11 protein-coding genes and 1 tRNA gene are annotated in these 14,344 nt (G+C 43.0%); 5 read left to right on the forward strand and 7 right to left on the reverse strand.

Features of this window, described 5'->3' with window-relative positions:
• Nucleotides 1-12: 12 nt before the first annotated feature.
• The 3 genes from SKC37_RS00270 to SKC37_RS00280 are packed head-to-tail and all read right to left on the reverse strand — an operon-like array spanning nt 13 to nt 3,722.
• Nucleotides 13-1,665, reverse strand: a complete 1,653-nt coding sequence (locus tag SKC37_RS00270) for a complex I subunit 4 family protein (protein WP_377979543.1) — start codon at nt 1,663-1,665, stop codon at nt 13-15.
• Nucleotides 1,662-3,443: an NADH-quinone oxidoreductase subunit 5 family protein gene (locus SKC37_RS00275; RefSeq protein ID WP_377979544.1), complete on the reverse strand. Its 1,782-nt coding sequence runs from the start codon at nt 3,441-3,443 to the stop codon at nt 1,662-1,664. Before SKC37_RS00275 ends, SKC37_RS00270 begins: the two co-directional genes overlap by 4 nt.
• 33 nt (nt 3,444-3,476) lie before the next feature.
• The gene (locus SKC37_RS00280; protein WP_377979545.1) at nt 3,477-3,722 is read right to left on the reverse strand and encodes a MoaD/ThiS family protein; all 246 of its coding nucleotides are present in this window, start codon (nt 3,720-3,722) and stop codon (nt 3,477-3,479) included.
• Between the two features lie 43 nt (nt 3,723-3,765).
• On the opposite strand from SKC37_RS00280, the gene moaA reads away from it, so the two are divergent.
• Together moaA and SKC37_RS00290 are read left to right on the forward strand one after the other, a co-directional pair.
• A complete protein-coding gene (moaA, locus tag SKC37_RS00285) occupies nt 3,766-4,752 on the forward strand; it encodes a GTP 3',8-cyclase MoaA (protein WP_377980492.1) in 987 nt (328 codons plus the stop codon).
• Nucleotides 4,753-4,766: 14 nt separating this feature from the next.
• Nucleotides 4,767-5,744, forward strand: coding sequence for a bifunctional heptose 7-phosphate kinase/heptose 1-phosphate adenyltransferase (locus tag SKC37_RS00290; RefSeq protein WP_377979546.1), 978 nt, complete (start codon nt 4,767-4,769; stop codon nt 5,742-5,744).
• Between the two features lie 11 nt (nt 5,745-5,755).
• On the opposite strand, the gene SKC37_RS00295 is transcribed toward SKC37_RS00290, so the two are convergent.
• Genes SKC37_RS00295 through SKC37_RS00305 form a run of 3 tightly spaced genes read right to left on the reverse strand, consistent with a single transcriptional unit; the run spans nt 5,756 to nt 9,006 of the window.
• Nucleotides 5,756-6,142, reverse strand: coding sequence for a RidA family protein (locus tag SKC37_RS00295; RefSeq protein WP_377979547.1), 387 nt, complete (start codon nt 6,140-6,142; stop codon nt 5,756-5,758).
• Nucleotides 6,132-6,926, reverse strand: a complete 795-nt coding sequence (gene cobA, locus SKC37_RS00300) for a uroporphyrinogen-III C-methyltransferase (RefSeq protein WP_377979548.1) — start codon at nt 6,924-6,926, stop codon at nt 6,132-6,134. Before cobA ends, SKC37_RS00295 begins: the two co-directional genes overlap by 11 nt.
• Nucleotides 6,927-6,930: 4 nt before the next feature.
• Nucleotides 6,931-9,006, reverse strand: coding sequence for a nitrite reductase (locus SKC37_RS00305; protein WP_377979549.1), 2,076 nt, complete (start codon nt 9,004-9,006; stop codon nt 6,931-6,933).
• A 115-nt stretch (nt 9,007-9,121) separates the two neighbouring features.
• Here SKC37_RS00305 and SKC37_RS00310 point away from each other — a divergent pair, with 115 nt between their 5' ends.
• From SKC37_RS00310 to SKC37_RS00320, 3 genes are all read left to right on the forward strand, one after another.
• Nucleotides 9,122-10,591, forward strand: a complete 1,470-nt coding sequence (locus tag SKC37_RS00310; protein ID WP_377979550.1) for a S10 family peptidase — start codon at nt 9,122-9,124, stop codon at nt 10,589-10,591.
• A gap of 33 nt (nt 10,592-10,624) precedes the next feature.
• Nucleotides 10,625-10,712 (forward strand) — tRNA-Ser (locus SKC37_RS00315).
• A gap of 349 nt (nt 10,713-11,061) precedes the next feature.
• The gene (locus SKC37_RS00320; RefSeq protein WP_377979551.1) at nt 11,062-12,459 is read left to right on the forward strand and encodes a serine/threonine protein kinase; all 1,398 of its coding nucleotides are present in this window, start codon (nt 11,062-11,064) and stop codon (nt 12,457-12,459) included.
• A 398-nt stretch (nt 12,460-12,857) separates the two neighbouring features.
• On the opposite strand, the gene SKC37_RS00325 is transcribed toward SKC37_RS00320, so the two are convergent.
• The gene (locus tag SKC37_RS00325; protein ID WP_377979552.1) at nt 12,858-14,342 is read right to left on the reverse strand and encodes a serine/threonine protein kinase; all 1,485 of its coding nucleotides are present in this window, start codon (nt 14,340-14,342) and stop codon (nt 12,858-12,860) included.
• Between the last annotated feature and the right edge of the window lie 2 nt (nt 14,343-14,344).

A 14,344-nucleotide genomic window follows, 5' to 3' on the forward strand; every position in this document is an offset into this window, starting at 1 on the left:
ATTTTAATAGGTTTATTTTAGCAATCCGGTGACGAATTTTTCACTGAGCTCAAAAAGCAAGCCCGGGTAAACGCCTAGCAATATACTGATAATTCCTAGACCAAAAAGACTAAGTAATTCTAATTTATTCAAATCAGGTAACGACCAATCTGCATTTTTTTGGTAGTGTTTTCCCAAATAGATTTTTTGGAACGTCCATAACAAGTATCCTGCACCTAATAATAAGCCCAAAGCGCCAAACACCGCAATCCCAGGATGCACAAATGGGCTCGTGAACGCGCCCATCAGGCTGAAGAATTCTCCAATGAATCCCGAGAATCCAGGTAGGCCTAAAGACGCAAAAATGGCGATCCCTGAAATGACCGTGAAGCGCGGCATTAAGGTTACTAGTCCAGAATAGGAATCAATTTCACGGTTGCCGGTGCGGGAATATAATACGCCTACCATCAAGAATAATAGTGCGGATAAAACTCCGTGGGAAATGGTTTGGAAGATGGCCCCTTGCCATCCTTCCGCTGTAAAGGCTGCGATTCCGATCAGCACGAATCCCATGTGGGAAACGGAAGAATAGGCCACTAATTTCTTTAAATCCGTCATGGCTAGTGCGTTGTAGGCGCCATAAACGATGGATAATGCGCCTAAGCCTGCTAAGATATTTGCCGATTCAATAGCTTCTGGCATAAAAAACGGAATGGTGATTCGCAACCAACCGTATGCCCCGATTTTCAATAAAACACCAGCTAATAAAACGGAGATAGGGGTAGGTGCTTCTACGTGCGCATCGGGCAACCAAGTGTGCAGAGGAACCATCGGTAATTTGATGGCGAACCCGATGAAAAGAAGCCAGAATCCCCATTCTCGCGCGCTCATACCCGCTAATTGCCAGCCTGAGCTAATGTGAAGTATGCTGGTGATTTGGCAATTATTATAGTCTGCTAAGGCCTGCATATCAAAGCTATGCACTAAAGAAGAGGTCGCTAATTCTTGTGACTGAATCAGTTGCTGCACCGTTTTCAAGGCCTCTAGTTTGAAGCCTTGTTCTGGGCGAATCAAACCATTCAATAAAGCCGTTTCGTAAGGATCTACATAAGCAACGCCCATGCCTAGCATAACGATCAGGATCAAAAGGGAGCCCACTAACGTGTATATAAAGAACTTTAAGGATGCATAGTTTCTACGCGGTCCACCCCAAATTCCGATCAAGAAATACATAGGGAGCAACATAAACTCGAAGAAGACGTAGAAAAGGAAGAGGTCTTTGGCCATAAAACAGCCCATAATCGAGGCGTTCAAGAGCAAAACCAAGGCATAGTAGCCACCTATTTTTTCCTTAATGTCTGTTGAGTTCCAAAGCGCCACCCAAGTGATTAATCCGGTTAACAAAAGCAGTGAAATGCTCAAACCATCCACCCCTAGCGTGTATTTGGACATAAATTGCCCCATCGATCCGAGTGAAATGGAGAACCAATTGTGCGTTTCGTTGAATTGAAATAAGCCGGATGTTTTATCGAAAGCGCTGTAGATATAGCACAAAAGTGCCAATTGGACTGTCGAAAGACCGACGGCAATGCTTCTCGCTTGTTCTTTCAATTGACCTAAACCAAGCGCTAAAGCACCGACTAGAGGCAATCCGATTAACAGCGATAATAGAGGTAAATTCGTCATTTAATAAATAGCGCGTAAAGTAAAAATAAGGCAAATGTCACAATAATCATAGCCCAATAGCTTTGGACTTTAGCTGATTGCCAGCGACTTAAAATTCTTCCAGTGCCTGCACTCAAGCTGGAACTTCCGCCCACTAAAATCCCGTCGACAATGTGTCTGTCAAACCAGTCGGATAGGTGGGCAATAATCACTTGCAAAGCGGCAATCCCATTCACGAAGCGGTCAATGAATTGCGTTTCGAAAACCTGTGCAGATCTGCTCTTCCAACGAATAAAGCGGAATAAGGTGGGCCATAAGTGAGGTAAAAATTGGTAATTCCCCGTCGGAATCCAGTTTCTCGTTAAATAGGCTCCAGCAATTCCCAAGACCCAGGTGGCAGCCGTAATGTATAACCAGAATGATGGGATATGGTATATGCTTATTAACGTATTTTCGGGCATTTCCAATGGATTTACCGAAATCCAAATGAAGAGACTTGCTATGATCAGTATACTGATTGGCAGCGCGAATTCTGTCGTCGAAGAACCGTCTTTCACAGGCCCCATAAAGATCAAACAAAACTGTCGGCTGATGTAGAAACTGGTTAATACCATCCCTAGCGCTAAAACAACTAGCAATTCTACGTGACCTGATGTATATAAATATCCAGCGATATTTTCTTTGCTGTAAAAACCTCCCGTAAGCGGTAATCCCATTAATCCGGCACCGAAAATGAGGTAGGCCAAAGCCGCAACTGGCGCTTTCTTGCGAAGGCCACCCATGTCGTTTAGACTTTGGGAATGAACCGTATGGATGACCGCTCCGGCCGCTAAAAAGAGGCCTGCTTTGAAAATTCCGTGGGTCAATAAATGAAATAAAGACGCGTCAGAGCCCATTCCCATCCACATTAAACCTAGTTGGGAAATGGTGGAATAGGCGAGTGTTTTTTTGATGTCGTTTTGGAATAGAGCGAAAACAGCTCCTGCTAGAAAAGAGATCGAGCCGATGATTCCCATAAAAAGGTGGGTCTCCGAACTTGTAATGTCGAAAACGCGAACTCCCACAAAAACACCGGCAGCCACCATCGTAGCGGCGTGAATAAGTGCAGAGGCTGGCGTAGGGCCTTCCATCGCATCAGGTAACCATGACATCAATGGGAATTGAGCTGATTTAGCCATTCCGCCCGCAATAATCGCGATTCCGATAAGGGCAGGGGCAATGCCATGCATCGCTGAAAATTGCCAGGTATTGAAATGCAAACATAGGGCGATTAAACCGAATAATAAGGCAATATCCCCTAAGCGATTAATTAAAAAGGCTTTTTTAGCGGCTTGAATGGCGGCCGTTTTTTGGTGCCAAAAACTAATCAACAAATACGAGCAAGCACCCACTAATTCCCAAGCCCCATAAAAAACAAGGATGGAATCGGTCAGCAGTAAAAGCGTCATCGAACCCACAAACAGGTGCAAATACAGGTAGTAGCGACCGATGGAGGGATCGTCTTTTAGATACGATTTGGAAAAAAGCTGAACACAAAAAGAAACCAAAGCGACTAATCCGAGGATCAATTGAGCAGGGGTATTCGCCCAAAAACTCGCATTCAGCTGCTGCCCACCCAGATTAAACCAAGGATAAGCTATTTTGAAATCGACAGGTGCAGTGGTGCAAAAATACAATGCAGTAATGCTAAATACAGCAGAGAGGGTAATCGAAAAAAAAGGTTTGGGAAAAAGAGCCACCAAAAGCGCGGACGCCCAAGGCAACAAAAGCACTCCAAGAAATAGGAGATTTAATCCCATATAATTGCGTAGATCTAAAGACAAATATACGGATTATCCGCCACTCACGGGTGGAATTAAGGCAATTTCCATCGTTTCAGAGAGGATAAAATCAGGTTCTGGGAAGCGATGTTCCGCCGCAAGTCGAAGCGAGGGTAGATTTTCCAAAGCCGGATGCTTTGAACGCAAGGTTTGCAACATTTCCTCCACGGTCACTGAGCCCTCTTTTTCGATAGAAATCGTAGACGATTTTAATAAATCCCGGCAAATACCGAACAGCAAGATGTGGTAGGTTGACATCGTTTTTTGTACCTTTGGTAACTATTGAACAAATATATTGGATATTCCTCAGCTTTTAGATAATCACGGTCGCGAATTGACGTATTTACGTCTCGCGGTGACGGATCGTTGCAATCTGCGTTGCACCTATTGCATGCCGGCAGAGGGGATTAACTATATGCCGGAGCGCGAGTTGTTGAGCTGGGAGGAGATGTTTCGCTTGACCCGCATTTTGCATGAAATGGGGATTAAAAAGGTTCGCATTACGGGAGGAGAGCCCTTTGTTCGCAATGGTTTGTTGGATTTTCTAACGAATTTATCGGGCTTGAAAGACCTCGAAATTTGTTTGACTACGAATGGCGTTTTCATTGGTGAGTACATAGAGGCGCTGAAAAAGCTAGGTGTTCGTCACATCAATTTAAGTCTAGATTCCCTCGATCGGGATCGCTTTCAGCAGATCACTAGGAGGGATGATTTTGCCAAAGTCTATGCAAATCTAATCCGCTTAATCGAAGCCGGTTTCCAAGTCAAGATCAATGCGGTCGTGATGCAGGGTAAAAACGAGGACGATATTATTGCTTTGACGGAGTTCGCTCGCGCGCATCCGGTATCGGTGAGATTCATCGAAGAAATGCCGTTTAATGGTTCCGGACTGGTAGAAGAAAAGCTATTTTGGGATCACGCCCGTATTCTAGAGCGTATCCGCTCGCAATTTCCGGACCTAAAAGCGAGACCCTTTTTGTTCGGGGAAACGGCAAATACCTATGATATTCCTGGATTTAAGGGCAATGTGGGTATCATCGCGGCCTTTACCCGGACTTTTTGCGGAAGCTGTAATCGCATTCGTCTCACGGCTAAAGGACAGGTGAAGACTTGTCTTTACGATGATGGCGTTTTTGATATGAAGCCGTATCTTCGTAGCGAAGTGAGCGATGAGGAGGTGAAAGCACAATTTTTGACATTATTTAAATCGCGTCCGTTGGATGGATTTGAAGCAGAAAATAAACGAAAAGGAGTCATCACCGAATCGATGACGACTATTGGAGGTTAAACAGTAGCATTTTTATGAATCCATTATCAAGTCTGATTGAGAAATTTTCTAGCCTGCGCGTTCTCGTGATTGGCGATTTAATGGTGGATGCCTATACCTGGGGAAAGGTGAATCGCATTTCGCCGGAAGCACCGGTCCCTGTGGTGAACGTGATTAAGCGTGAATCTCGCTTAGGCGGAGCCGGAAATGTGGTATTGAACATCGCGAGCCTTGGCGCAAAACCTTACGTTTGTTCGGTCATCGGAGACGATTCCACAGGTGAAACTTTACAAGGAATTTTACAAGCCGCTGGTCTTTCTACTTCAGGTATCATCACTGAGAAAGGTCGCCCTACAACAGTCAAAGAACGTGTCATTGCCGGCTCTCAACAATTGATTCGTGTGGATTCGGAAACAGAAGCACCTATTTCAGTTGCTTCCTCCAAAGCCCTATTGGAACAAGTGAAAGCTTGGTTATCAGAGGTCGATGTGATCCTTTTTGAGGATTATGACAAAGGGGTTTTAAGTGCTGAATTGATTCAAGAAATTATCTCGCTGGCTAAAGCGAAGCAAATTCCAACTGTCGTTGATCCGAAGAAAAAGAACTTCTTCGCCTACAGCGGAGCTACTTTATTTAAGCCTAATTTGAATGAATTACGAGACGGTTTAGGTTTAGAGGCTGCAGCCATCGCACCTGAAGCCATCGCAAAAACAGTTGCTGATTTCAAAGCTGCACAATCATTCACGGGTCTATTCGTGACGATGTCTGAACGCGGTGTATATATGGATTTTGCTACAGATCAACTTCAGATCCCCGCACACATCCGCCAAATAGCCGATGTGTCAGGAGCCGGTGATACCGTCATTTCCATTGCTGCTTGCGCTCTTGCCGCTGGTGGATCCGCAGCGCAAATTGCTGAACTCGCTAACTTAGGCGGAGGCTTAGTCTGTGAATCGTTGGGGGTTGTTCCGATCGATGTGGAATTGCTGAAAAGGGAGGCAGGAAAGATTTAGGTTATTTATTTTTATCCCACCCAAGCCGTAAACTCAATCTCCACTTTGTATTGTGGTGCGATCAAAGCAGAAATTTCATAAATCCCAGTTGTCGGTTTGATGTCGCCAAAAAAGTGCGAATGAGCCCGCGCAATATCTAGATTTTTAGACATATCCGTCGTGAAAATACGCGTTCGGACTACGTCTTTAAGAGACGAACCAGCTTCTTCTAAAACGACCGCGATGCGCTCGATGATATTGTAAGTTTGAGCATATAGATCGTCAGCCGTTATTTTTTCGCCATCCACTAGGGCGACTGTTCCAGAGATTTCTAACAAGTTACCTGTCTTTACTGCACGGCAGTAACCGAACGTATCTTCGAAAGGGGAACCGCTGGAAATGTTAATTCTATTGCTCATTTTCTTTGCTAATTTTCGTGATTTGTTGCCATAATTCCGGCTTTGCGTGACGTACGACTTCGCCGATGACTATGACTGCAGGATTAGTTAAACCCTCTTTCGAAGCCATGGAAGCTAATTCGGCTGCTGAAGATACGCCAATGCGTTGGTTTTTCATCGTGCCGTTTTGGATAATAGCGGCGGATACGTTTCCTTTGCCGTATTTTTGGCATAAATCCGCGATTTCTTTTAACTTATTCATCCCCATGAGAATGACCAAAGTGGCAGAAGATTGTAAGCCGAGTGCTAGGTCAGCTGTCAAAGAGCCATCCGATTTCGTCCCCGTCATCACCCAAAAGCTTTCGTTCACCCCCCGAATCGTCAAGGGAATTTCAGCTGAACCCGCAGCCGCATAAGAGGAGGAAATGCCTGGAATGTAATCCGTCAATAAACCGAATTCGCGGGCGTATTCGATTTCTTCTTGGCCACGACCAAAGACAAAGGGATCTCCGCCTTTCAAGCGAACCACGTGTCCTAAAGCATAGGCTTTCTCCACGATCAATTTATTGATCGCCTCCTGGGAATGACTTTCGCCCGCTCGCTTACCTACATAAATTTGTTCGCAGGTAGGGGAGCAGTGATCAAGTAAACTTTTATCGACCAAAGCATCGTATAAAACGGCCTGCGCTGAGACGATTGCATTGATGGCTTTCAAAGTAATCAACTCAGGATCGCCGGGGCCTGCACCCACTACCGATAATTTCGGATGGGGTTCTAATGTTCTGAAATGGCTTAAGTTCTTCATAGGATTAAGAGCGGGCTACTTTGGCAGATTGTAAAAAGGCGTGTGCTTGAGCAGTGTAGCGAGTAGCAAACGCTGCTGATGGCTCGTTTTGGTTGATCTGTAATACTAATTCAGCGAAGCTAGGAGCATCTACCGCAAAGTCACCTGTCTCAACGAAGTTCTCATCGAACTTAGTAATCACCGAGTTTTGAGTAGGTACCGAGATCGATTTATCTAATAAGAGCGCTTTTGCCGCCGAAATAAATACGCTATAAGCGTGGTAGATCGCATCCGCATAGCGTTTGTCTTCTAACGCCGCCGCCGTCCATTCGTATTTTTCGTCTGATTCAAATAAAAGGGTCGCCACTAAGTCGATCACGACGCCCGCGCATTCTCCCACACCGATTTCGGTAGCAAAGTTTTCTGATGCGCCCCAATCGATGAAATCATCGTCCACAAGCGTGCTTAAATCTGCGATAGGCTTCAATAAATCGTAGAAATATTTCTCGCCTTGGCGATCGTAATAGCTGTGGAAATATTCGTCCGCCTGTGCGTTTTCTTCGAAGTTATTCAATAAGGTGCGCAATACTTGTGGACCTCTTTTAGACGGAACTTTGATTACTTTGTCTGCGATTTTTCCATCCCCATTTCCCAAAGTCGCCCCGCCTAATAAGACTTGCAAAGCTGGTAAAACACGTTTGTCTGCCGCTTTCAAAGAAGATCCGTGGAAGCCGATCGATGCCATACTGTGTTGTCCACAGGCGTTCATGCAGCCGGAAATTTTGATTTTCATCGCGCTGTCGTGGATCAAGGACGGGAATTCTTCCGTGATGACCGCCTCTAATTTCGAGGTGATATTCGTCGAATCCGAGATCGCTAAATTACACGTGTCCGTTCCCGGGCATGCCGTGATATTCGCGATGGAATTCGCTCCCGGAGCCGCTAATCCGTGTGCGTCTAATACGGAGTAGACGTAGGCCAAATTCGCGGTAGGCACATATTTTAGCATCAAACCTTGGTTGATCGTGATGCGAATATCATCGCCTATATAGCCGGTTAAGGCTTCAATTAAAGAACGAGATGTCACACTCGAAATATTACCATTAAGGATGCGCACATAGACCGCGTGGAATCCTTTTTGCTTTTGTTCAAAGGTATTGGTCGCTAACCAAGTGGCGTAAGCCTCTGAGTTAGGAGTTACCGTCGAAGCCACTAAAGTAGGCGGAGTAACCTCCCAAGCCGTAGCTGAAGGAATCTCGAATGAATGATTTTTTAAGGCTTTCGATTCTGCTTTTACCAAATCCATAAAGGCTTCAAATCCGATTTTTTGGATCAAGAACTTCATCCGCGCCTTGTGGCGGGAATTGCGTTCACCGTGGCGATCGAATACCCGTAAAATCGCTTCGATGAACGGGATCACTTCGTTTTCCGCTAGGAATTCGTGTGCTACGTGAGCAAGCATCGGTTGTGCGCCTAAACCACCACCTACGACTACTTTGAAGCCGCGTTTGCCGTCCACGATTTTGGGAATAAAACCCACATCATGTAAATAGGCCAATGACGTATCTTCATCCGTATTCGAGAAAGACATCTTGATTTTACGCCCCATTTCTTGGCAGATCGGGTTGCGCAAAAAGTAACGGAACGCCGCATCGGCGTGCGGGCTTACGTCAAAAAGTTCTTTCGGATCAATTCCCGAAGTAGGGGAGGCCGTAATGTTACGCACCGTGTTTCCACAAGCCTCGCGCAAGGTGATATCGTCCTGCTCTAATTTTGCCCAAAGTTCTGGCGTACGGTCCAGCGACACGTAGTGAATTTGGATATCTTGACGTGTTGTTAAATGCAGGTTTCCGGTCGAGTATTCGTCTGAAATGTCCGAAATTCGCTTCCATTGGTGGAATTGAATCTTGCCATAGGGCAATTTAATGCGGATCATTTGCACCCCCTGTTGGCGTTGTCCGTAGACACCACGCGCTAGGCGAAGACTTCTGAATTTCTCCTCGTGAATCTCTCCAGCCTTGAATTGAGCGATTTTTTTCGCTAAATCCAGGATATCTTTTTCAACTACGGGGTTTTCTATCTCAGAGCGGAAACTTTGCATAATTTATTCTTAATTGTTTATAAAGTCTATATAATATATAGAGTAGGTGCAAATCTACGAAATAACCTTTTATTGCCAAAGAATTTTTATATTCGTTTTCATAAATCTTCTAACGATGAAAAAATTATTGACGATTCTTTTTTGTGCACTTACGCTTAGCCTGAACGCGCAAATCGGGAAAGACCCGGCTGGCGTGCAAGTCGTGAAGACGAAGCACTCGATTACGATTGCCGGCAAGGTGATTAATTACACGGCGACCACCGGATACATGCATATGAAGGCAGATACGGGTAAGGTTTTGGCCAAAATCTTCTTCACTTATTACTCCAAAGACGACGAAGATGGCGCCAAACGTCCCGTCACTTTCACCTTTAACGGTGGCCCAGGCTCTGCCTCTTTATGGTTACATATGGGCGGCGTAGGTCCTAAGCGCGTGGTCTTGAAAGACGACGGCACCGCCACCGCAGCCCCTTATTCCTATATTCCCAACGAATTTTCTTGGTTAGACAAAACGGATTTAGTCTTCATTGACCCCGTTTCCACCGGCTATTCCCGAGCAGTGGGCGAACCTGCCAGCAAATACCACGGTTATGTAGAAGACATCAATTCCGTAGGCGATTTCGTTCGCAACTTCCTAAGCCGCTATGACCGCTGGGCCTCGCCTAAATTCCTAGCCGGCGAAAGCTACGGAACTACGCGTGCCGCCGGATTATCGAAATTCTTGCAAGACGAACACCGTATCTACATCAATGGCGTTATCCTAATCTCGGCTGTCTTAAACTTTGGCACAAACGATTACAACATCGGAAACGATCTACCTCGTGCGCTATATATCCCCTCTTACACGGCAGCCGCTTGGTACCACAAAAAATTAGCGCCTGCTTTACAAGCGAGACCTATCGCTGACGTATTAAAAGAATCCGAGCAATGGGCGATAGGACCCTATGCTACCGCATTAATCAAAGGCGGCTGGATGTCTGACGCAGAAAAATCTGCCATTGCTGAGAAGATGGCTTATTACACGGGCCTTTCCAAAGAGCTTTGCCTTCAAGCAAATCTACGCCTAGACGAAAACCGTTTCTACAAAGCTTTACGTCGCGCAGATGGACTTTCGATCGGACGTTTAGACGCTCGTTTCACCGGCCGTAACCTAGATGACGCAGGTGAATACGTCGATTTCGATCCATCATTCACAAACATCGATGGACCTTTCACCGCCACGATTAACGACTATTTATCTAAAGAATTGAAGTTTACGGAGGAGAAAGGCTACAACGTCTTTGGCGAAGTATACCCTTGGTCCTACAAAAATGTCCAAAATAAATACCTGAACGTCGCCGAAAGTCTTCGCGATGCAATGGCCAAAAACCCGAACCTAAAAGTCTACCTCGGCTGTGGCTACTACGATTTCGCAACCCCGTACTTCACGGCGGTCTACGACATCGAGCATATGTTTTTGCGTCCCGAACAACGTTCCCGTGTAGACATTAAATACTACGAATCTGGACACATGTACTATATCCACAAACCATCCTTGATTCAATTCAAGAAGGATATCGATTCCTTTTTCGATTCGTCGAAATAATTTGCTATTTTTGCAACCCCACGGGCGCTTGATAGAGGGGTGTCCGAGTGGTTTAAGGAGCACGCTTGGAAAGCGTGTGTAGGTCTCAAGCTTACCGAGGGTTCGAATCCCTTCCCCTCTACGAAGCCTCTCAGCGTTAGCTGAGGGGTTTTTTTATTTTCATCGCGAGCCAAGCTTGCTTGGGCGAGCAGATGAAAATAAAAAGGCTTCATTCTGAGCGAAGCGAAGGATGTCAGGCTTTGTGCAAGATGCCCTGCGGGCTGACAGCGGAACGAAGTGGAGCTGTCACTCCCTTGTTTAAAGGAAAAATGACCGTTAGATAAATAGTTGATTTTTTAAATTTTAATAATTGAATATTCCTGATATTTACCTTTTAATATGAGTTTTTTTTCACCTTTTAAAGGCTAATACCAACAAAATTATAAAGCCTTTTGAGTAACGAAAGTGTTGAAAAGTAAAAGAAGTAATACATGAGTGATAAACTTATTGGGAAATACAAGATTATTAGATTAATTGGCGAGGGTGGTATGGCATCTGTGTATGAAGCAATTCATATTGTGCTTAGGAATAAAGTTGCCATTAAAATTCTGAGTCCGATTCTTTCTGGGAATGCCCAAATTAGGGAAAGATTTAGAAATGAAGCTAGGCTGATGGCCTCATTAGACCATCCCAATATTGCCAAAGTGATCGATTTTGATGAACAACCTCAGAGATTATCTATTATAATGGAATTTTTAAATGGTGTAAATCTCAATGATAAAATCAAATTGAATGGACCACTTTCTCAAAAGGAAGTCATAGATGTTTTTATTCAATCACTATCAGCTTTACAATATGCGCATGATCATGGAATTGTTCATCGTGACATAAATCCATCTAATATATTTATCCTATCTAATGGCCAAGTTAAAATTCTCGACTTTGGAATTGCTAAATTATATAGCCAAGGAGTAGGTGTAACACAAACTGGAACTCAACTTGGTACACCAATCTACATGAGTCCGGAGCAAGTAAAAGGAGATAAATCAATTGACTATCGTAGTGATATTTACTCTTTAGGTGTTTCAATGTTTTATGCTATTAATGGTAAGTCGCCATATAGTCCAGCAGATTCTGTGTTTAATACCTATACTAAGATTGTTAATGAGCCATTGCCTGAATTCACTTTAAATTCAATATTCAAAAATGTTGTTATGAAGGCTTGTCATAAACGAAAAGAGGATAGGTATTACAATTGTCTTGATCTAGCACATGCATTACAATTGGCAGCTGAGAGTGGTTCTAGATTTACGAGTAAAACATTTATGGATCGTTTAATTTCGTTTAAACCTAGTGTTTCAAATAAGTTACTTGCAAAAAGTGTGTCAGATAATAAACAGTTAATTAATAGTAATATTTTTTCTTTAAATTTTTTCTTTAAAATAAGTGCTATTGTTGGTGGGGGGGTATTCATTTTAGTCTTGCTAAATAACATTTATGAAATAGCAAATAAACAATTTCTAAGTGAAACTAATAATAATAATAGTGCTGATTCTAGTACTATTAACCCTCCTTTGACTAGTAGATCAAATAATAATGATTATTCAGACAAACAAATTAAAAGAAAGTCAAAAAAATCAAAGCTAGAGGAACTCGAACGAGAAGAAAAATTCACTAACCGAAAGGAAGATAACGGCACCCAAAAAGACTACATCAATAAAAAGCAGCCTAATGAAGCTTCGAGACCCAATAGGACTGCTAATAAATTAGCTAGTCCTAAAAAAAGAAAAGATTATAGCGGAAGTAATTTGGTTCGGCCCAAGCCAACTAATATGAAAGGAAAGAAGAAATCCTATAACAATGAAGAAGAACCATATATTATATATTGAATTGGGCTAATTTAATTAGTTAGAAACACATTTGAAGTAAATTTTTATAAGCTAATTTTAGGGGAAACTTCAAGTTCGCGGAAACTCAATAAATTTCAAAATCCATCGGCTCTATTCGTTATTAATACATTATTAATAATCCTCATGGTGTGCTTTAGGAACACGAGGAGATCAGTAAAATATTAGTCAACCTAGTTATGAAATCTGATCCTTTTCTCCACAAATTTTCACATTCCTTGAATATTCTCTTAATATTTAACTTTACGGCTCTGTAATAGAATGCCTCTTTTCGCATTCTAAATTGGGGCTAGGGGTTTCTTCAATAAACATCTTTTGTAAATGGAACGGAGAATTCAAACATGATTCTATATTTTCCTTATATTCTAGAAAACTATTTATTACCTAATTCCAATCACCTGCGCGTCATATCCCCCATGATTTTGGCTGGCCAAAACCACAGATCCTGCGTTATTTTGAAGCACTTTTTCGCAACTCTCGCAACCCACGTTTTCTGGTCCAAAATATAACCCTAATTTAATCAGGTTAGTTGGTGCAGATCGCTCTTCAAAACGGCACGAAAAAGACATTGATGCTAGATTTAGTCTAACCCCCACGGGATATAAAAAGGGATTATTACTTAAGATTCGAGCAGATTCCTCTTTTATTCTGTTACTTAATGAAGTTAGATCAGACCCACTTACAGACATTCTTTCGTCCACGGGTTGTGCAACTGCTGGAGTATTTTTTGCGGCTGACGGCACTTTATCTTTAGTTGTAACAGTATATGACTGAGTTGTTGCAGGAGTTGCATCGGTTGTACTCAAAGTGGTATCAGACATTACAATTGTTCCAGAAGTAGCTTCTTGGTCTGGCCATACATTTGTAAAATAATATGCAACACCTGATAAGATAATCAAAACCAGTACCACGCCCGAAATGATGTTTTTATTTTGCCAAAATGGTACAGCTGGTTCGAACTCCATGCCTCCCGTTCCTACGGGTGTTCCAACGGGTGTAGGAGGGGTAGTGATTGTCGTTGCTCCAAAGGTAGAAGTCGGATTTCCGATCTGGTTAATGGCCTCTAAAAATTCCTCGCAAGTCTGGAAACGATCCTTTTTATCTTTCTGCGTAGCCTTTTGAATGATTGCATTCAGTTCTTGAGAGGCAAATTGATAGATGCTTTGAACGTTAGGTAAAGGCTCTTTAGTAATTTCTAAATAGATGTCTAGTTCTGTGTTGTATTTAGCATACGGATTGATGCCCGTCAACATCTGAAACAAGGTCACCCCTAGAGAATAAATGTCGCTTAATTTATCCAAAGCTTCACCACGCACTTGCTCTGGACTCATGTAATATACCGTCCCCATTTGGGTTCCGTCTTTGGTCAAATTCCGATTGTTGTCATCTAGTATTTTTGCAATGCCAAAGTCCAGAATTTTCACCGTTTTAAAGTCCTTTGAAATGATGATATTCGACGGTTTTACATCCCGGTGCACGATTTTTTTCTTGTGTGCATAAGCAAACCCTTTCAACATGCCACTGAAAATTTTAATCGCATTTTCGGTAGGAATAGGTCCAGATTCTTTGATGATATATTCATCCAATGGAATACCATCTACATATTCCATAATCAAAAAACACCCGGCATCGTTTTCCTCGTAATCATATAATTCAACAATATTGGGCTGTTTTAATCCCGACATTGTTTTGGCCTCATTTAAAAACCTAGTTTTGATTTGCTCATTACTTAGTAAGCGCTTGTGCAATGATTTAATGGCTGCCTTTTTATCTACGTGAATGTGCTGACCTAAGTATACAGATCCCATTCCTCCTTCTCCTAAGACGGAAATCACTTTGTAGTTCGCAATAATGGCATTAATCATGA

This window comes from Aquirufa esocilacus (assembly GCF_042715595.1).
GTDB lineage: Bacteria > Bacteroidota > Bacteroidia > Cytophagales > Spirosomataceae > Aquirufa > Aquirufa esocilacus.